Here is a 20,554-nt window from a genome sequence, read left to right on the forward strand (position 1 = left end):
TAAACATACAAATAAAAATATTATGAAAACGATCATTAAATCTGCTGCCGTCCTTGTTGCGACAATGACAATCTCCATGAATGCTTTTGCACAGGATACTAAAAAACCTGCCAGCCCTCCGGCTACTGCAACGGGAAAAATTAAAGATGCCACCATTACCATTGCCTATAGCAGTCCTTCTGTAAAAGGGCGTACCATCTGGGGTGGTTTAGAAGCTTATAATAAAGTTTGGCGTGCGGGTGCCAATGAAGCAACTACTTTTGAAACGGATAAAAATATTACCGTTCAGGGTAAACCGCTGCCTGCAGGTAAATACAGCTTTTTCTTAATCCCTAAAGAAAGCGGAACCTGGACTGCGATTTTTAACAAAGAGCCAAAACAATGGGGTGCTTATAAATACGAAGAGTCTAAAGATGCTTTACGTGTTGATGTAAAAACAAAAGCTTTGCCAGCAACACAGGAAACTTTAGTGTATAAAATAAACAATAATGGATTCACAATGGATTGGGATAAAATCTCAGTTCCTGTAGAGATCAAATAAATTTGAATATCAGAAATTAAAATCCCGGTTAATCCGGGATTTTTTTGTTTAAAATTTTACTTCCCTATTTCTTTTTCAATTTTATCGATCATTTTTTCAGCATTACCCTTGGTTCCGCCAAGATTGATAGCTTTTTTATAACTCTCTAATGCTAAATCATATTGCTTATTTGTAAAATAGGCTTCTCCTAAACTATCGAAAAGATTAGCATCTTTAGGAAACTCTTTTGTCGCCAATTTAAATATTTCTATTGACCCATTATTTTTGCCAGTTCTTAATAATTCATACCCTAACTTATTAAGTTCTGCCGGGTTCTCAAAACTATATTCATTTTTAGATTTTTCTTTGAGTAAATAATAAGTCTCTATGCCTTTATTTACATCGTTGAGAGATTCTTTTCTTATCGCTTGCTCAATAGATTTTTTAGGAATTTCATACGCTTTCCCTAGCATCAGGTTGTGAATAATATATCCCAAATCCCAAACTCTATTGAGATTATTGGACACCAGAATTATTGTAATTTTATTTTTAAAATCGTTTAAAAAGATGGATTCAAATTTATACGAAACTCCGTTATGTCTTTGTAGGTCTTCTTTTTCAAAGTATCTGCCAAGTGATCCACCTTCCTCTTTTGCATATGGGTTATTCAATAAAGTTTGAAAGGATTTTTTGGATATTAAACGATTAGAATTCATTGCTTCAATCCATTTATAGAGATCATTGATATCTACCCAAAGCCAGCCGCTAATAAATTTCAATTCCGGGCATCGGACATTGTCCATATCATAACAAGAGGTTCTGTTTGTAGAGCCAAATGTTGGATCAAATACGGAATTGGTCATTTTCAAAGGTTTAACAATGTTTTTAATGACAAATTGCTGAAAAGACATTCCGGTTACTTTTTCAATAATTCTTCTTTGCAAAAAGACATTGCCATTATCATACCTGTAACTGGTTCCTGGTTCAAAGAGTAGACTCTCATTGCTTCTCAGAATATTCCAAGCGCCTTCATCATTGATAATCGTTAACCCTGATTCTATTCGAGGAATACCACTGGCATAATTAATCAGATGACGTATGGTTACTTTCTTCGACCATTTCGGTAATCCCAAATCAAATTTGGAAATCGGGTCATCAAGATTAAGAAGACCACGTTCAACTAAAATCATGATGGCAACAGCATTAAATTCCTTTGCAATAGAGCCAATGTTGAATATTGACTTGTTGTTTAAAGGAGTTTGTCTCGTTTCATCGGTAAAACCCAATGATTTTTGATAGATAATTTTATCATTTTTAGCAATAATGACATTTCCATTGAACAAACCTCTTTCGTAAGATTTTGTCATTAAGGAATCAATTTGATTGATTTCTGATTTTTGTTCCGTCGAATTTTGATGGATCTTCTTTGTTTCTTTGGGATTATTTAACCCCTGGGCAGAAAACGTATTGGTAAATAAAATAGTTAGTGTTAGTAAGAAAAATCGGTTCTTCATTTTAATTAATTTTTCGGAAATAGAATTTGATTGATTTTTGAAAGCATTTCTTTGGCATTATCATTATTAGGATTCAGTTCCAACGTTTTCTGATAATTTTTTTTAGAAGCATTATAATCTTTTTTAATAAAATAAATCTCTCCACGTGTATCATAAATATTGGATGAGTTTGGAAATTCTGAAACTGCATAATCAATAATTTTTAAAGCATCATCAGGTTTTCCTTCACCCAAAAACTTGTATGTTAATCTATTCAATTCATTTTCAAAACCATTAAAATTATAAGAATCGAATTTGTTTTTCTTCAGTTCTTTCAAATAAACAATTCCTTTTTCTATTGATTCTGCTTTCATTTTTTTATAAACTTCGAAGATAATTAATGGTTTAGGCAAATCAACTTTGATATTGTATAGAACTCCAAAGACATCATCGATAACTGCTTCCAATTGTCCGCCTCTTTTACCTGCTCTCGTGTTATCAAGCAGGATTACATATATTTTGTCCTCAGGAATTCTGGCAATATTACAGGAAAAGCCATTGATGCCGCCACTATGTGCCATTGTTGTAATATCTTTTCCCGAACCTAAAAAATTCTGATGTTTCTGAACAACCAAACCGTAAGCGTAATCACCTAAATTGGGCGTGAAATATATTTTTTTGTTCTCATCATTCAGTAAAGTGTTCGTGTATAAAGCATCATCCCATTTTCGCATATCATTGGCTGTGCTGTACATTCCGCCAGCAGAAAACACCGCAGTTTTGATAGTAATGTAATCTGTTTTTTGATAACCGTCGTAATCAAAATCATAGCCTTGAGCATAATTTGAAATGATTTCTTTTGGATCTTCAATTCCTGTATTTTTCATTGCAATGATATCAAATATCTTTTCCTTGAGAACCTTTTCATAAGATTTCTTAGTAATTTTCTCAATAATTAATCCTAATAGATAATAGCCCGTATTACAGTAATTCTGCTTTGTTCCTGGTTCAAATCCTAAATTATCCTTGAAATATTTGACAGCAAAATCTTTCCCAGACAAATTTTCGAAAACCATTTTAGTTTTAAAATCAGGGAAATCAGTGTAATTTGGCAAGCCAGAAGTATGCGTTAACAATTGATGAATGGTAATTTTACTTCCTGCCGTTTTGCTAAACCAAGGAAGATAATCACTTATTTTGTCATCCAGCTTGATTTTTCCTTCTTGTTTTAACTGCATAATCAGCATGGCAGTAAACTGTTTTGTTACGGAACCAATTCTGAATTTGGTATCAGAAGTTGCTTCTATATTCAAGCCCATATCGGCTTTTCCATAATTTTTTTGCAAGATAATTTCGCCATTTTGAACAACCAAAGCACTTCCGTTAAAAAGATTGTAGTGGTGATATTTACCAATAATCAAATCGATTTTTTTTGCTTTTTCTTTATTGGAATTGGATATGGTTTTTTGTGCAAAAGTATTCGGAGATAAAAGCACTAGAAATACAAACAGGAAATTTTTCATAATCGATTCTGATTTCATAATTTGATGCAAAGATGCTTTAAAATGCCTCAGCACGCGACCGACTAAAAAAAGTCGAACGCATTTCTTAGAAAAGAATGGATTAATTTGGATTTTTTCTAAAATCTGTTGGTGTTGTGCCTGTGTGTTTTTTAAAAGAAGTACTAAACGACGATTTGGAATTGAAACCAACCTGATAAAGAATTTCTAAAATAGTCAGTTCTTTTTGCAAAGGATTTTTCAATATTTCTTTAGCTTTTTCGATTCGATATTCATTAATGAAATCAAAAAAATGCTTATTCATATACAGATTGATCAAAGCCGATAAATCTTTGACGGGCATATTTAATTGTTCTGCCAAATCCTGAATCGTTAATGAAGAATCCAAATAAGGTTCATTTTTAATCATAAATTCTTTCAAAGCTAGGATTTGTTTATTTTTTTCATCATCAATGATAGGCGAAGATTTTTGTTTCGGAATTAGATCTACGATAGGTTTCAATTGAGAATTAACTCCTCTGAAAAATTCAGGATTATTTAATGCGACAAATAAATACCAACACGTACAAAAGAAAAAGGCAAATCCGTCAAGGGTTACAATCCATTGTCTGAATTCTCCCCAACCAAAGATAAAACTAACCAACCATCTTATAAGAACTAAAAAATGTAAAACATAATATAGAATTGTTATTTTGTAAAGTGCATTTAAGATAGAAATATTTGGATTTGTATAATTCTCAAGATAGACGGTTTTAGACTTTCTAATCACCAAAAATGAAGCAATAAAATAAACTTGAAATAGAAACTCGAAAAGAAAATAAAAAAAATTCATGATAGGCGTTTGATTCATCGTATTTATGAAACTCACTTTCGCAGCCCTATCTTCAAAATATATCCCAGACATCATATACAAATTGAAAGCAACAAACGGAATGGTATGCCATAAATGTTTCGGTTTTAATCGAAATTTGGAAAAACAAACGGACAATACATAGAGATAAAATGATGCGGGAACCAAATAGTTAATACTCCAACGAAAAGCCTCAAGGTTAATGAAATTAACAGGAAAATCACGCATCAAAAATTTAAAAGCATCTACAGCGTTTGTAAAAAGAAAAAAAGCAAGAAGCCAATTTGCAAGTCTGTGCTTGGTTTTTACAGTCAATAAAAACAACGCAAGAAAAAATACAAGAAAAATTCCAATAAAAGCGCTTATTTCTAAAAAGCTGTATTTGTCCATAGTTTTTTTAACATAGGTGCAATTTAATCTTTAAATAGGAAAATTTAAAGAGGTATATAGGGTTTTATCCTTTTACTTTACCAAATGTTAAAAATATTACGCTCAAATTATAAAAATAGTATTGTTGTAAATGTCAGTATTTCATTCTTTTAGATGATTTTGAAATAGTTGAAGAGGTAGAAAGGAAAGACAGAATATACAAAAAGAAACGCTGAAAAATTTCCCCAAATTTTGTACTTGATCCTTTTCGGGAAAATCCCTTTCAAAAAAATAAAACAGGTTTTACTCGCCCATGCATTTCATAGGATTAGTTAAATACTTCCTTCTGTAAAATAAGGTTCAAGCTTTTCAAATAGAGCTTTGGCCTTCTCGCAATTAGTAAGGAAGATAAATCCGGTCTTTTTCTCTCTGTTCATGATAAAATAAGCCGTAAAATCACCGTTGTCTCCACTATGCATATACCGCATTCCATATTTTGTTTTCTTCATACTTATACCAAGTCCCCAATAATCGGTGCTTTTCCAGTCGGGTACTTTTGTCTGTTCTTTAAACATTTCTTTAATCATATTCTTAGAAAGTCCTTTTTCATCCATTATACCAATCATAAAATTGGCATAGTCAAGTGCATTCGTCCTGAGCGATCCGGCTGCTCCAAAATCTTCCATTTTGTTTATTTCCTGTTTTTTATTGATCCCTTTCTCTTCTTTATACCCTGCGGCTCTGTGTTCTTTTATATAATCATTCCAATAATAATAAGCATGCCTCATTTTAAGTGGCTTGCATACTTCATTGTAAAATTCCTGATCAAGTTCTTTCGGGGTTTTATTCAGTAAATGACCAACAACAGCTACTAAATACTGGTAAGCTTCTCCTGAATAAGAAAATTTGGTTCCCGGAATAAATTTCAGATCCAAATTGCCTTGTCTCCAGTTAGGCATACCTGTAGTGTGTGAAAGCACCATTCTGGCTGTAATAAGCTTATATCTTTCATCGTACTCCAGATCTTTATTTCTCAGATAGGTGTATAGGGGAGTATCCAGATTTAGAATACCTTTATCCACTAATTTAAGTATAAAATAAGCGAAAACTGTCTTGCTGAGAGAAGCAGCTTCAAAAATGGTATTGGGTTTTACTTTTATTTTGTTCTCAATATCTGCATATCCATATTCGTTGCTGTACACAATTTTACCATTATCAATAAAGGCTATGGAAAGTCCAGGAATATTTAGACTATCAACCTGTCTTTGCAGGAATCTGTTCATAGATTCTTTATTAATTATTTTTCCGCTTATTGACCGTATTTGTCCATAACTATTGGATATGGATAAGATAACAATGAAAAGGAAACAATTTATTTTACGTTTCATAATGCATTATAGGTTTTGTGAATTGAAACAAAAGGCAGTAACAAGGACAGTGTTGAGCTAAATCTTCTAAATATCACTGGTTTTCAGTGGATTAAAATTAACAAATAATTTGATATTAAAAGATAGTTGATTCAAAATCAAAAAATCTCTCATATTTGATACCACGGAACATGGAAGTCCATTGATTGCCATTGCAACAATTCTATGGTACTACGATATGCATATGTAGACTCGATAAATCTACTTTCATAGGTAATTGAAGGGTGATCTGGGAATGGGAGGATGGTGGTAGAAACCTTCGACTTTCTAAATTCCAGGTTGTCATAAGTTCTTTTAAAGTAAAGATAGGGTCTTATAGTAAATGCGCTTTGGCTTTAACTATTTAAAAGTAGCACTTATCAAAAGATATATCCTTGTATAAGAAACAGAAACGGAATACTTTAGCCCGTAAAAGCTGGAGTGGAATTCAGGCTGATCTATCCTGAATGAGAAATATCGCGCATACTTAAAAATAAAGAACAGCATATTTGAATGCCATTGTAAGGCTTACATTAAAAGTTACAGGCCTTTCAAGAATTTAATTATATTTATATATATTTTTTATTATCAGATACTTGAGTTATATTTAAGACCTAAAAAATATAAAAACTTTTACCAATGATCGGTATCATTATCATCTTGTCCTTATCCTGGCTTTTGTTATGGTTAATTGAAAAAAGGCATCTTACTGTCCTGGGACTGGCAATAACAAAGAATAGGGGGAAAGATTTCTTCATAGGCCTCCTGATGGCTGGTTTTGTTTGCGCAGCTTATCATGTTATGAACGTTTATCTGGCCGATAATTTTTGGATTTACAATAAACACATGTCCGTTCATATGCTCTTTAATAGTATATGGTGGATCTTAAAATCAGTCCTATTTGAGGAATTTATTTTTCGAGGGGCGCTGCTTTATATTGCAATAAAAAGACTCGGTGCTAAGTGGGCCTGTATATTATCAGCTGTTGCATTTGGTGTCTATCATTGGTTTTCATACGGTTCTTTTGGAAATCCGTTTCAAATGCTTATCATTTTACTTATGACCGGTACCTTTGGATGGGTTCTTGCTTTTGCTTTTAAGAAGACAAAATCAATTTATTTACCAATAGCGATTCATCTGGGCTGGAATCTTGTAAATATCTTAGTATTTTCAAATGGACCTCTTGGCACACAATTAATGATGAAAGCTAATGCTAATCATCTGGAGGGGTTGATGTCTTTATTTACATTCCTATTCCAAATTTTTGCACTACCCCTACTGGCATACTGGTATATAAAAAGGTTTGCTAAAGAATAAATAACGATTATATCAATAAAAAAAGAGACAACTATTTGTTAGTTGTCTCTTTAAGCCAAGACCGGATTATCTTCAAACACTTATATCGATGATTGGGTTTGTTTAAGTCAAATAAAAGAAAGAATTGCAAGTTAGAAAACCAGTTCATTCGTAAGCTAATACATTTACCTGATCCCATCCCATACAGAACGTTCATCAGCCCTATCATTAACAGTAATTTGAGATTCAACATCAAAACGCATAGATACACGATGATCAGCACTATATCTATTCCAGCCTGGATTACCGTTGGTGGCAAAGTTTACCCATGCTTTGTGCACAGTATCAGCCAATTGCTGCGGGGGGTGATTACCCAACATTTCAGCAAAACCGGCGTTAGTGAGATTATCAAACACAAAGGCAAGCTCAAGACCGTGACAGGCCCCAAGTAAATCATTACATGCAGGAGAGTGCCATGAGAATTCATACACATGTACGTTGCCATGGTTCTCTGCTATTCGCAACGCAGGGATGCGGTAAAACCAATCTGTTATTATAGCACTTAGAACATCACCAGGCGAACTGTCTGAACGGTTTGCGCGGTAGGTTTGGATAGCCTCAGTAGATAGTCCATAGGCAGAAGCCAAAATGTCCAGAGCGGAGTCAGTAATTTTTGATATGATACCATCGGGAACAAGAAATAATCTGAATTCCTCGCTATTCGTACCAATTAGAATATCTACATCTTTACCCGCACCGCTGGTAATGCATTCTATGGGGGTCGCGGTTAATAAATGACCATCAATTACCGGTTCAAAGGGCATTAAGTTGCGCGCAGCTTCACCCCACAATTCTACTGAAGGATTTGCCATAATTTCGGATCCTAACTGCTCCTGTGCAGCAAAAACTTTTTCGGCACTAACCTGTCCGATTGCTTCACGTGTTGGTGCAACACCCAGTATTTCAGCAAGCCTTGTACCAATGAGCTTTGCGGATGAAGGGCTGATTACTGAGTGTCCAGCTCCTGATTCCGCAATCGCCCGTCGGAATAACCCCTCTGCTTCCTTCATTGCCAGCAGGGTACAAACGCTCATTCCGCCAGCAGACTCACCAAAAATTGTAACATTTTCAGGATCACCGCCAAAGTTGGCAATATTGTTCCGAACCCATTTGAGTGCAGCAATCTGGTCGAGTATACCAAGATTGGGTACCCCGTCACCAAACCATAAAAATCCGTCGATACCAATCCGATAGTTTATGGTAACCAAAACAACACCATCCCGTGCAAAATTACTGCCATCATATCCCGAAACAGCACCTGATCCAAGACTAAAAGCGCCACCATAAATAAAAACCATAACAGGCTTTTTTTCGGTGATACCTGCAGTCCAAATATTAAGATTCAAATAATCATCTCCTGGAATTACCATATTGGGCAACAATCCTGCAAATGGTCCGGATGTAGGGGTTTCTTGCGGCGGAGTAGCTCCATATTCCGTTGTATTCTTTACATCTGTCCATGGTACCGGAGGTACGGGTGGTTGAAAGCGGTTTGTGCCAACTGGTGGGGCGGCATATGGGATCCCTTTGAATACTAAAATATCTTGCTCTGTTTTAAGGCCGCTAACAGCTCCGTATTGGGTGTTAACCGTATGTACTGTTTCCATCATAATTATAAAAAGTTATTTAATATATTTTCCTGTTTAGGTTTCTTTTTTTCAGATATCAAATAGTCTTGAATTGGAATTTACTCTATAAGCCATTTCTGAAAATTAAGTAATTTTAATATAATAACTAGCATATTTTCAATCATTTATTGGTACATATTTATTTAGACTGACAAATTATCTATCAAAGAGTTACAATAATTTCTTTGTTTTTAAAGTTGGTAAATAGTGCTTGTCTCAAATTACTTAATACGTTGTTTCATTCTTAAGATTTCTCAACAAAGTTCCAAAGAAAGAATCGTTTAGGCAATGAACCTATGTTAAGTAATCTGTTTGCGTATGCGACTCAAACCCTGTGGTGTAATTCCTATATAGGAAGCAATATTTTAATGGAATGATTTTAAAATATCGGGCTACCTGTTTCTACAAAAGAAGGGTAGCTTTCTATTCCGCCTTGTTGTGTAATAATTTCGTTTTTGGCAAAAACTCTCCTGTCAAAATATGTTGCTATAAATTCCCATTCAGTTTCTTGTAATTTTAATATTCTTTCATAATATTCTCTTTATAATCCATTTGACTAAATTTAATTTAAGATGGAGATTATCATTATACAAATTCAATCTTTTAAAGTGGTTGATAATCAATGTCATAAATTTATGGTTCTAGTGGGTCAAGAAAGGTAGCTTTTCTGATTCTTAATTCTAAATAAGTTTAGCAATAATTGCCCAGATTACCATTGAATAGGGCTTGAACAGATTGTCCTTGGCATAAAGACAAAAATAGAAAATACCTTCTGATCAATGGAAAGCTTTGTAAACTTTTACCAGCAGGGTGATTTAAAAACAAAGAGAACGTTGGTGTGTTTGATATTTTCCCCAAAAGTTGAATGTGACGGAAAAAGTTTTTAAACACCTAAAATGAATATTGTTGTCCAATATATCTATCAATATAAAAGTGGAATAAGAAATAAAAAAACCGACAAAGAAGTGAAAAAACTTCAAATGTCGGTTTTGTGGCCAAGACAAGCGTATCTTCAAACACTTTTATCGATAATTTGGTTCGTCTGGTCTAAATTAAACTAGAACAGATCATTTACTTGTTGGCTAAACTTTTACAATATGATTTTACGTATTTGTGAAACCATCGGAGTTGGCATATTGGGGTATATTTTAAACTGAAACTTTAAGCTGTTCTAAAAAATAGGAAGGAGTGAAACCTGTTTCTTTCTTAAAGGCCGTTACAAAAACCTGTGGAGTGGTGTAGCCGCATTCTTCAGCAAGATAATTGATCTTATACTCCCGGTAGATAGGGTTTTCATACAGTTTTTTAGTGATATATCCGATCCGAAGCCCGTTAATATAGGTGGTGAAGTTTTTATCCCTATAGGTTTTTATAATTTCCGAAAGATACTTGGTATTGGTGTTAAAGTGATTCGCCATCCAAGTCAGGCTGATATCTTTTCTGAGGTATTTTTCAGAGAGTTCAAATTTTTCAAGTCTGGCAAGCAGTGCTTTGGCTGTTTCATCGGTAATGCTGACGGAGGTTTTGGCTTCTGTATGGTCCTCGGCTTTTAAAGATTTTGCCTGAAGTTCTTTCTGTTCATTGCTTATTTTAGCGATCAGTTCCTCATATTTTTTATGGGCGAGTTTATTTTTTCTTCTCCAATAAAAAACCACGGATACTAAAATTAGTAGAGAAATGGTTGAAATGATAATTATTTTTCTCGAAGAAATTTTTTCCTGAGTTTTTTTTGAATCTGATAATAAGATATTAGCGGAATAGCCTACATTATTTTTTTCTGTGATTCTTATACTATCCTTAAGAATAGTATATTTGTTCATGTAAAGCTTCGAGTTTTTTGTATTTCCCATTTCATTGTATGCACTGGCCAGAAACTCAAAAGATTCAACTCTGTTAGTAGGATCGGGAAATTTCTTTTCCAGATTCAGGGCCTGTCTTGCATATTCTATTGTCTTGGAATACTCTTTTTTTTCTAAATATAGCCAACTGAGCTGATTCAATAGCAATACTTTATTAGCATCAATCAAATTATATTTATTGACAATATCTAAACTACTGATAAGGTATTTTTCCGCTAACTGAATATTTCCGGGCTGATTAGCTTCCGCCAGATAGGTGATTCCTATCCGTACGTTGCTATAGGCAATGGAGCTATATTTATCTTCAATACTTATTTCCTCGTGGTTTTTAATATGGCTGGCAGCCTCAATACTTTTTTTTTCGTAGTAAATAACGGAGTCTTTGTAAGTTTTATTTTCTATTTTTTTATTGATAAAATAGAGATTCTGATTACTGTAAATGAGTGACAGTGTATAATTTTTTATATCCTGGTCCTTAATCTTTTTCGCAAATGCAGCGGCTGTTCTGAAATCTTTTAATCCTTCTTCGTTCAATCCCAAATATCCTAACGCTAAAGCATTTGAACGATAAAGGTTTGCCATGGTTCTGGATGCTGCTTCACCTGCATCAATTTTCTTGAGCTCTGTGGCAAGCTTAATAATTTCCTTGTTTTTTTGGTGGTTCTCATAGATCTCAATAATCCGACGTCCACTTATCAAAACCCCCAATTTATAGTCTATTTTTTCAGATTCAGATTTCAGCCTGAACAAGGCTTTTTCTTTTTCTGCCTCAGATATCTTAGTATCAAACCTTAATTCCTCCAATTTATTCAGAATATATTTTTGATTGATATTTGTATTGGTCTGTGCACTGAGATTAAAACTTATCAATAAGCAATACAGGAAAGAAAATAGAAATGTTTTCATGGAAATATAATTCTGAATTTATTGTTTTTACAAATTTAGAAAAGAAAATCCTTTAATAATTACACATACCAACATGGGAAGTTAAAATTTTTCTATAAAAACAAATTGTGACCTATGTATTGTATTGATTTTCAGTATTAATTCTTTGTAAAACTGCCTTCAATAGAGCCTCTGCTTTCCGAATTTCTTCTTAGCTTGATATTGTGCAACACCCTCCATCGGTTTAATATTGCCGGAAAACCTACTGATAAGAAATGTTTCGAATAGATTCTGAAAATACAATGATGTATGAGATCTTCTCTCTTAGGTAGGGAGAAGGTCTCTCTTCTAAAGAAATGATGAACAGATAACACAATTAAAAAATTCAATAGTATGAAAACACACAATGTAAATGGAAAAGTAGTATTAATTGCCGGAGGCGCTAAAAACCTTGGTGGTTTACTAAGCCGTAACCTGGCCGTAAAAGGAGCAAAACTGGTTATTCACTACAACAGTGAAAGTACAAAGTCTTATGCTGAAAGAACGATGGCAGATGTACAAGCTTTAGGAGCAGAAGCAATTCTGGTGCAGGCAGATCTTACAAAAGTAGGAAAGATCACAGAACTTTTTGATGCCGGTATTGAAAAGTTCGGAGGAATCGATATTGCGATTAATACCGTAGGGAAAGTCCTGAAAAAACCTTTTGTGGAGACTACCGAAGCAGAATATGACAGCATGAGTGAAATTAACTCCAAAGTAGCATATTTCTTTATTCAGGAAGCTGGTAAAAAGCTAAATAACAATGGCAAAATATGTACTATTGTTACCTCACTGCTGGCAGCCTATACAGGTTTATATTCCACATATGAAGGAATGAAAGCCCCCGTGGAGCATTTCACCAGAGCTGCCTCTAAAGAATTTGGTGAACGCGGTATTTCTGTGACAGCAGTTGCTCCGGGACCTATGGATACCCCTTTCTTCTATGGGCAGGAAAGTGATGATGCCGTTGCTTATCATAAATCTGCATCTGCACTTGGCGGCCTGACGGACATTAAAGATATTGCTCCACTAATAGAATTCCTGGTTTCGGACGGCTGGTGGATTACCGGACAAACCATCTTTGCCAATGGAGGATATACCACAAGATAGTTGTGATCTTTCAGAAAGAGATAAATTTCCTTTCCAAATGTACCGCCTTTCCGGAGTAATAATTTTATGACTGTTTCGAATATAAAATACATGAAACAGATCAGACTGTTGGAGTACAGCTGAAAAGCTGTACTCTGATTTTTAATAGTAAACTATTTTCGGAATTATTTATTACACACTTTGCTTTTGGTTTTAATAGGTCTGTTTTCAATGAGTTTTTAGATTCAAATGATGATGTTAGACATTCAATTTTGCAGGTTCGTGATATCAATTCTCCTGATCTGGATTTCGAATTACATCAAAAGGCTTTTATAGATGTGTTGGTTTTAATGGGCTGATTTACAATGGTGTTTGTTTGTAAAATAAAGAATGGTATACAAAAAATTCCGAATTCTTAGGGTCATAACCTTGTAGAGGTTTTCATGTAATGATAATATTGCATCAAATGCTGATGACTTAATCATCACAAAATTTTTAATGGAAAAGTTCCTGTCACCTCAAAAACAAATCAAAAACATAATGAAAAAAACACTACAAATTCTAATTGTGTTTGTTGCCTGTAATAGTAACGCGCAGGTAGCAATAGGAAAAACAAATGTTACCAATGCTTCAGTATCTGTTGAATTTTCCAATACGGAAAACAGAGGGTTTATTCTTCCTTATAATGAAAACAAAACCGGATTATCTGCTGAAGGAATTTTAATTTACGACACTGCAGATCATAAAGTAAAGTACCTGAAGGATGGTGGGCAATGGGTTAATCTAAGCGAAGATGATGGCACATCTGCAACAATCGGAACAGCAGATATTAGCATACAGGGAACAGGCAAAACAGAAAAGATCACTGCTAAAACAAGCATTGGAACTCCAACTTCTACAGAAGGAATCCTTGTTCTGGAAGCGGCAGATAAGGCGATGATCCTGCCAAAAGTAGCCAGTCCGCATCTTGCCATTACCAATCCGGCGCCAGGAATGATGGTCTATGATACTGTTAAAAAACATCTTGCAGTATACAACGGTAAAGCCTGGAGCTTCTGGAAACCATAATCAATACTCAACCTAAAAAAACTTCTAACCTCCTCATACGATGGAACCCTCATATTTCTATTTTCTGTTCTTTCTCAATACAATCGGAATGTAAAGCAGGCATCCATGCAGGTCTATTCCGATTTTTCAAAATTCTGATAAAGAGACACAAACACATAGTGTTGAAAACCTATTAAAAATTTATTAACAATGAAAAAAAAGACTATCTTTTTAGTCCTATTGCTCTTTCTGGGTAATATGATACTTTACGCACAATGCAGCGTAAATGCAGGAGGAAATGCCACGATATGTGGCACATCCTACACCTTGCAGGGAAGTTCATCGGGCAACACAGGCGGAACGCCGGTGTGGACTATTGTGTCCAAGCCTTCCGGCGCGCCAGACCCGGTAATTAGTAATGCAAACTCCCTGACACCTAACATTACCGGAATGACGTTCCCCGGAAATTACGTATTCCAGATCGCACAAAGCTGTAGTCCTTCCGGAACGGCAGCTTCTCAGGTAACCATTACTGCACCGGGAGACGCGTCTGCTTTTACGGCAGGACCGGATATTACCAATGTGAATGCAACCACGGGTTCCGTTACTCTGAATGGGGTTGTACCTAGTGGATATACCGCATCGTGGAGTGCCTATAATATTTACAGATGGGAACGCAGCAGTATAAAAACGAACCAAAATTCTCAGTTTAGCTCTACAACATCAGCAGCAACAACTTTTAGTCTTATCAATAAAGCCAATCATGATATTGACCCGGCTTATGTGGTAACACTCAGAATTACCTCTACCAATAATCCAAACTGTTGGTATGAGGATACGGCTATTGTACGATTTATTCCGAATCCGCAAATTCTGCCTACCGTGTCAACTTCCAGATGTATTTCCAGTGGTGCAAGTCATTACGTTGCACTTCAGAGTACATCCCCTAAGTTTTCTCATGCATATGCTCCCACGCCAGGGTCTTCAGGAAATTTTGGCACAACAATTACCATGAATGTTACCAGCCAGCCGGCAGGAGGAAATATTACCTATTCGGATATTCATGATGATAATATATATTTTACCGGTGTTAATGTAGTGGGGACCTATAAATTTACTTTAACTGTTACGAATACCAGTGGAACTTTTACAACACCGGAATTAACTTATACCTTTACCGGATTACAGTCTAATACGGTAAACTTCCTGATCTCTTCCAGACCGGAACAAATGATGATTTATAATAGTGGGAATTCCGGAGGAGAAGTTCAGTGTGGTTATGCGGGACAGCCTACACCCATTACATTTTACTATACCATTGATCCGGCCGATAATCCCGCTACAATCAATACAAGTGTCGCTTTATCAGGTATTATTCCACCGGGAGGAGCACCTGGTGTGGTAAACGGAGGAGCAGGTACAGCAACGAGGTCGGCTACTGTAACACCACCTGCAGGAGGCTGGCGTGTAGGAACATATAGATTTACAATAACAAGAAGTAATGCAGGTGCCTGTTCATCTACACAAACCTATTATATCCATATTTCGGACGGTGCCCGTTCTCATGTAACAGTACCTACTACTACAGTATGTTACCCGGGTTCAGGTATTGTAACAGCAACCATTCCATTACCTGCAGTGTATAAAGGTATTGTAAACACCAGTTATTTTCAGGATTTTGATGGACGTTACAGATTAACATTAGTTTCAAAACCTGCAGGTGCAGCTGATCCTGTATTCGAACCTTATGCTAATACATTATTTACCAATACATCCACTACGATTTCCAATCTTACTATGCAGGGTGAATATGTATTTAAAATAAAAGCAGATACCTATAATCCAAGTGTGGGTATGTTTTTAGATAAAGAATATGCCTGCTCAGGAACATCTTTAGAAGGAACATTCTCTGTATTTGTATCCGCTCAGGTGAGTGCCAATGCAGGATCTGCTCAGACTTTGATAGGAACTACCCAAACTACTTTCAATGCCAATAATCCGGGAGTCGCTGCGGGTGCATGGACGTTATTATCAAAGCCAGCCGGTGCTGCCGATCCGGTGATTGCAACACCGTCAGCATATAATACCAATGTTACAGGTTTTAATACTCCAGGTACTTATACATTCAGATGGGCTGTGACTACAGGTACCTGTATCAGTACAAGTGACTTAACAGTACAAGTGATAAATGCCGTGGCAGGGGGGGTAGATGGAGCTCAGTTCTGGGTAAAATCAGATGATGCGGGTACTATTGCCACAGCCTGGAAAGATCATTCCATAAATGCAAATGATATTCCTGCAGTCGGAACATGGACAATTTCTGCAGCAGATAGAAGTCATAATTTTAATCCGTACACCACAGGATATTCTGCTTCAAAATTCTTCTATAATTCTACTTCGGTGATGAATTCTACCAATGGAGAACTTCCCAACACCAATACATCTATTTTCTCTGCAGTAAGACCTACAGCTAACGGAACAGGACGTATTACAGGGATTGATGATGATGCAGCATATGCTTCAGAACCGGGAGTCTCTATTGCAAACGGAGATCCAAGACAGTATGAATATTTTAATACCACTACCTCAACGGATTTTTCAACCACATTCAATATTGGTATTTCAAATATTTTCTCTGCAATAGCTAATAACTCTGTTGCAAACGGGGGTACTTCAGCTTCCTCCGGCGGAGAAAAAATATTGGGTTTAAATGGTTTTTATGAAACAACCCCGTTTACTGGCATCAATAAATTCCAGATTTATGGGCGTAACTTAAGAATAGGCCATGCAGGATGGGATGCTCCGGGTGCATTCCCTGGCGATATTATGGAGGTTGTTTGGTATAAACGTACATTAACGGCGAATGAACAGTCAAGAGTAAACTCATATCTTGCGGTGAAGAACGGTGTTACTTTAAATGAAAATTACCTTTCTACCAATAGCAATGTAGTATGGGACAGAGCGGTTAATATAGGATATAACAATAATATCTTTGGTATTGCAAGAGATAATATTACTGTACTGCACCAGAAACAATCAGGAAGTGTCAATGACGGGCAAAAGCTTGTTATTTCTACCACAGGGTTTGCCGATAACAATATTGCGAATACTACAGGCCTAGCCAATGACCTTCAATATCTGATGACAGGAGATAACGGTCTTTTCCAAGGGTTACAAACACCGTTGTCTTATACAGCAGGTACCAATGGCGTGACCAATTATCGTTTTGAATCTATCTGGAAAGTACAGAATTCAGGAAACGTAGGAACCGTAACAGTTGCATGGCCTAAAGGAGTGAAGAACCTGTACCTGGTACAATCTTCGGATGCTGTTTTTGACGGAACAGATACTTTTACACCAATGACTACAGAAGTAAGCATAAATGGGGTAGTATATAACACAGCAAATGTTATGCTGGGTAATGGGCAATTCTTCACCTTTGCAGGTTTCGGAAATGCTCCTGGAGGAGTTGTTAATGGATTATCTTACTGGTACAGAGCTGATAAAAATGCAGTAAATGCCGGTGCAGCAACAGACGTAACCGGATGGACAGATGTATGGAATGGGACAACAGTAGCGCAACTGGGAACAAATACTTTACCGAAGTATGTATTGGGAGCACCTAATTACTTTAACTTCAATCCAGGAATTAATTTCACTGTAGGAACACAAACATTAGGAAATAATACGGTGCGTACCCTTACAAGTCTGGATTATGATGTATTTACCCTGACAAAAGAAGGGTTAGCTTCAGGCGGAGGAAATCCGAGATTATTCAGTGTCGGTATGGATAATACTACTTTAGGAGCTGCCAACTGGGACGGTTTTGGGATCTGGCCGGCTAGCACCAATCTCGAAAGAAGACCTTATGGTGCCGGAACACAGTATCCGGGAGTAAATCCTGCGTTTAATGCTGCTATTCCAAGTATTATGTATTTTAAAAATACGAATACCACGAGTGCAAAAGGATTAAATGGAGCAGCGATGAATACAGCCGTTAATTATGCTGCTATAAATGCACAATACGGAGGGCATATTTTCGGGAATACTGTTTTTTCAAGTAATGGTAGTGATAATGCCGGATTCATAGGGCATATCGGAGAAACTATCGTGTATGGAGCTGGAACCCTGACAACAGCGGAACGCAGAAAAGTAGATTCTTACCTTGCTATAAAGTATGGGATTACCTTAGGACAGGTAGATACAGACCATTATCTTGATACTGACGGAAATATGGTATGGAACGGAGGAACGAATGCAGCATACAATAATAATATTTTTGGAGTAACCAGAGATGATATTGAGATGTTGGAACAGAAAGTCTCAAAAAGTGTAAATGCAGGAACGATTCTTACCGTGGCAACGACCAATGATTTCATCAACCCAAACAATACTACAGCACGAACCAGCTTTGTTAATGATAAAACGTATTTCCTATTCGGAGATAATAATGTTACGACAACTGCGTTAAGCAGCATTACGATAAATGGCTATACAGGGGTGGCGCGTATCCCAAGAATCTGGCTGGCACAGCGTACCAATACCAGCGGAACCATGTACTTCGGGGCAGATCTTTCCTCTTACGGAGGAGGTTTTGGAAGTGGAGATCATGTAAAAATGATTATTGCGGATGATGCAGCGTTTACAACTAATGTAGTGTATGTTGACGGAACCTATGAAGTGGCCATCGGAAAATGGGTACACAGTTATAATTTTGACACAGAAAATGCAAAGAGGTACATTACCTATGCAGCAGTGAACGAGGTAGCTTGTACAACAGGCTGTAATGACAACACTTACCTTAATGCGGTAGATCCTAATACCATAGAGTATGATAACATCATAGCAGATGAAACGACTACAATCATAAAACAAAAAGACGGTTCATATTATATCTGGGGACCGAACACCTCACCAAATGTATCTACTGCAAACACTAACGTTGTATTAAACCTTCTTACACCAACGAAAATTGATCCGGGTACAACACTTCCGGCTGCGGGATCATCAGGAGCGGGGTTCAACTATACCGGGACACCGTTAAAAGCTGCATTAGCTAATGTGATGCTTTTATTGACAACCGATGGGCTTTATGTTTGGGGAAATAGTAGTATGGGTACCAGTGCCAGTACTTATAAAACTCCAAATAACTTTACATTTGGAAAACAGACGATTAATAATAAAGCAGATGGATTGCCTCCGGGAGTGAGTCCTACCAATGTAAAAATGATGATTGGCAATCAAGAAACAATAGCTATGGTAACCTGTAGTGGAGCAGCTTGGATTTACAACCCAGGTACAGTGGGTTCTGTTTATGGAGATAATATGGCAGTTAATACCGCTAATGGTTTAATATGGCATCGTGTCATGACTTCTGCAACCGAAACACTGGACAATGTTGTTGCAGTGCGCGGAATCAGGAGTACTAAGTTCGCTTTAACCTCTGATGGCAGACTTTATACCTGGGGTCTTAACACTTTTCATAATGATAATACTGCCGGGGTAACATCCAATTATGCAACAGAAATCAGTGTTCCCGCTGGAGTAACTCCAAAAATGATAGGGATGACCGAGGGAAATACTGAAGGACAGAGTTCTTACTATTTTTTGGCAACCAACGGCAAACTCTATGCTATGGGTAATAATACACAAAGGCAGTTGGGGGTTGGTGACAACGCCATAAGACTGAATTGGACAGAAGTGACCGCTACCTCAGGTAGTAATATCTTAGGAGGTAATATCGCCTGGATTTCACCGGCTGATAACGTGAATAATCTTCCCTCTATCAATGTATTGACCACCGATGGAAAACAATGGGGATGGGGACGCAGTTCACAAGGTCATTTAGGGGTTGTGGATCAGTTTGGTATTACTCCAACGTATATGCCTGGTAACGGTACTGGTGCAAACGAGCTTAATCCAAGTGATAAGGTGATCGCTATAAAAGATGGGGGCCAGCATGCTATCAACTTTAAAGAGAACTCTACGAAATTTGGTTTTATAGGTCTCAATTCGTATGGATCTAAGGGAGACGGTACGTCTGTTACGGGGACCCAGGATCTTAAATATACTTATATATCTACTCTTGATCTATGTGCAAAAGCAGGGGCATCTTTTTGCTATAAACCAGGTAGTATGACCGGTATTGCATTAGACACTAAGGTGGGAATAACTGCCATTGGCAGAGCCGGAGCCGGTTCTGATAACTGGCCGATGGTACGTAAAGGTGGCTGGATTGCATTGGAGGCGAAAACGAAAGGCTTCGTACCTAACAGGGTAGCATTTGATGCATCAGGAAATCCGGTAGGTATTCCGGCTGCTAATTTCGTGGAAGGAATGATGGTATATGATACCACAAACAAGTGTATGAAGATATATACTCTGAAAGAGGGAGATGCCTCTATGGCATGGCATTGTATATCCACACAGACCTGTCCGGACTAAATTGACAAAACAAAGAGGCTTTTCATAGAAGGCTTTATATATCACAACA

The 20,554-nt window shown here is 36.6% G+C and carries 11 protein-coding genes; 5 read left to right on the forward strand and 6 right to left on the reverse strand.

What is annotated here, in order from left to right; genetic code table 11:
* Positions 1-22 precede the first annotated feature (22 nt).
* On the forward strand, positions 23-541 hold the full coding sequence (locus tag AC07UM_RS13460) for a DUF2911 domain-containing protein (RefSeq protein WP_494683642.1): 519 nt from the start codon (positions 23-25) through the stop codon (positions 539-541).
* A gap of 56 nt (positions 542-597) precedes the next feature.
* On the opposite strand, the gene AC07UM_RS13465 is transcribed toward AC07UM_RS13460, so the two are convergent.
* From AC07UM_RS13465 to AC07UM_RS13480, 4 genes are all read right to left on the reverse strand, one after another.
* Positions 598-2,034: a serine hydrolase gene (locus tag AC07UM_RS13465; protein ID WP_494693851.1), complete on the reverse strand. Its 1,437-nt coding sequence runs from the start codon at positions 2,032-2,034 to the stop codon at positions 598-600.
* 5 nt (positions 2,035-2,039) lie between these two features.
* Complete coding sequence (locus AC07UM_RS13470) at positions 2,040-3,536, reverse strand: serine hydrolase domain-containing protein (RefSeq protein ID WP_494683644.1); 1,497 nt, start codon at positions 3,534-3,536, stop codon at positions 2,040-2,042.
* A 100-nt stretch (positions 3,537-3,636) separates the two neighbouring features.
* Positions 3,637-4,773, reverse strand: coding sequence for a helix-turn-helix domain-containing protein (locus AC07UM_RS13475; protein WP_494683645.1), 1,137 nt, complete (start codon positions 4,771-4,773; stop codon positions 3,637-3,639).
* Between the two features lie 311 nt (positions 4,774-5,084).
* A complete protein-coding gene (locus tag AC07UM_RS13480; protein WP_494683646.1) occupies positions 5,085-6,035 on the reverse strand; it encodes a serine hydrolase domain-containing protein in 951 nt (316 codons plus the stop codon).
* Positions 6,036-6,797: 762 nt separating this feature from the next.
* Here AC07UM_RS13480 and AC07UM_RS13485 point away from each other — a divergent pair.
* Positions 6,798-7,475 carry a CPBP family intramembrane glutamic endopeptidase gene (locus AC07UM_RS13485; RefSeq protein WP_494683647.1) on the forward strand — a complete coding sequence of 226 codons (678 nt, stop codon included), beginning with the start codon at positions 6,798-6,800 and terminating at the stop codon, positions 7,473-7,475.
* 164 nt (positions 7,476-7,639) lie between these two features.
* Here the strand turns inward: AC07UM_RS13485 and AC07UM_RS13490 are convergent, their stop codons facing one another.
* Both AC07UM_RS13490 and AC07UM_RS13495 read right to left on the reverse strand, forming a co-directional pair.
* Positions 7,640-9,124 carry a carboxylesterase/lipase family protein gene (locus AC07UM_RS13490; protein WP_494683648.1) on the reverse strand — a complete coding sequence of 495 codons (1,485 nt, stop codon included), beginning with the start codon at positions 9,122-9,124 and terminating at the stop codon, positions 7,640-7,642.
* A 1,166-nt stretch (positions 9,125-10,290) separates the two neighbouring features.
* Positions 10,291-11,907, reverse strand: a complete 1,617-nt coding sequence (locus AC07UM_RS13495; protein WP_494683649.1) for a helix-turn-helix domain-containing protein — start codon at positions 11,905-11,907, stop codon at positions 10,291-10,293.
* A gap of 372 nt (positions 11,908-12,279) precedes the next feature.
* Here AC07UM_RS13495 and AC07UM_RS13500 point away from each other — a divergent pair, with 372 nt between their 5' ends.
* The 3 genes from AC07UM_RS13500 to AC07UM_RS13510 all read left to right on the forward strand — a co-directional run bounded on the left by AC07UM_RS13500 (position 12,280) and on the right by AC07UM_RS13510 (position 20,505).
* Positions 12,280-13,035 carry an SDR family oxidoreductase gene (locus tag AC07UM_RS13500; protein ID WP_494683650.1) on the forward strand — a complete coding sequence of 252 codons (756 nt, stop codon included), beginning with the start codon at positions 12,280-12,282 and terminating at the stop codon, positions 13,033-13,035.
* A gap of 519 nt (positions 13,036-13,554) precedes the next feature.
* On the forward strand, positions 13,555-14,082 hold the full coding sequence (locus AC07UM_RS13505) for a phage tail-like protein (RefSeq protein WP_494683651.1): 528 nt from the start codon (positions 13,555-13,557) through the stop codon (positions 14,080-14,082).
* 189 nt (positions 14,083-14,271) lie between these two features.
* Entirely contained in the window at positions 14,272-20,505 is a 6,234-nt protein-coding gene (locus tag AC07UM_RS13510; protein WP_494683652.1) for a DUF8202 domain-containing protein, read from the forward strand.
* Positions 20,506-20,554: the final 49 nt, after the last annotated feature.

The sequence above is a fragment of the Chryseobacterium sp. GW821-FHT04C04 genome (assembly GCF_059420365.1).

Coding starts and splice junctions, on each gene's coding strand:
- AC07UM_RS13460 (WP_494683642.1), top strand. CDS start 23: ATGAAAACGATCATTAAATCTGCTGCCGTCCTTGTTGCGACAATGACA.
- AC07UM_RS13465 (WP_494693851.1), bottom strand. CDS start 2,034: ATGAAGAACCGATTTTTCTTACTAACACTAACTATTTTATTTACCAAT.
- AC07UM_RS13470 (WP_494683644.1), bottom strand. CDS start 3,536: ATGAAAAATTTCCTGTTTGTATTTCTAGTGCTTTTATCTCCGAATACT.
- AC07UM_RS13475 (WP_494683645.1), bottom strand. CDS start 4,773: ATGGACAAATACAGCTTTTTAGAAATAAGCGCTTTTATTGGAATTTTT.
- AC07UM_RS13480 (WP_494683646.1), bottom strand. CDS start 6,035: ATGAACAGATTCCTGCAAAGACAGGTTGATAGTCTAAATATTCCTGGA.
- AC07UM_RS13485 (WP_494683647.1), top strand. CDS start 6,798: ATGATCGGTATCATTATCATCTTGTCCTTATCCTGGCTTTTGTTATGG.
- AC07UM_RS13490 (WP_494683648.1), bottom strand. CDS start 9,124: ATGATGGAAACAGTACATACGGTTAACACCCAATACGGAGCTGTTAGC.
- AC07UM_RS13495 (WP_494683649.1), bottom strand. CDS start 11,907: ATGAAAACATTTCTATTTTCTTTCCTGTATTGCTTATTGATAAGTTTT.
- AC07UM_RS13500 (WP_494683650.1), top strand. CDS start 12,280: ATGAAAACACACAATGTAAATGGAAAAGTAGTATTAATTGCCGGAGGC.
- AC07UM_RS13505 (WP_494683651.1), top strand. CDS start 13,555: ATGAAAAAAACACTACAAATTCTAATTGTGTTTGTTGCCTGTAATAGT.
- AC07UM_RS13510 (WP_494683652.1), top strand. CDS start 14,272: ATGAAAAAAAAGACTATCTTTTTAGTCCTATTGCTCTTTCTGGGTAAT.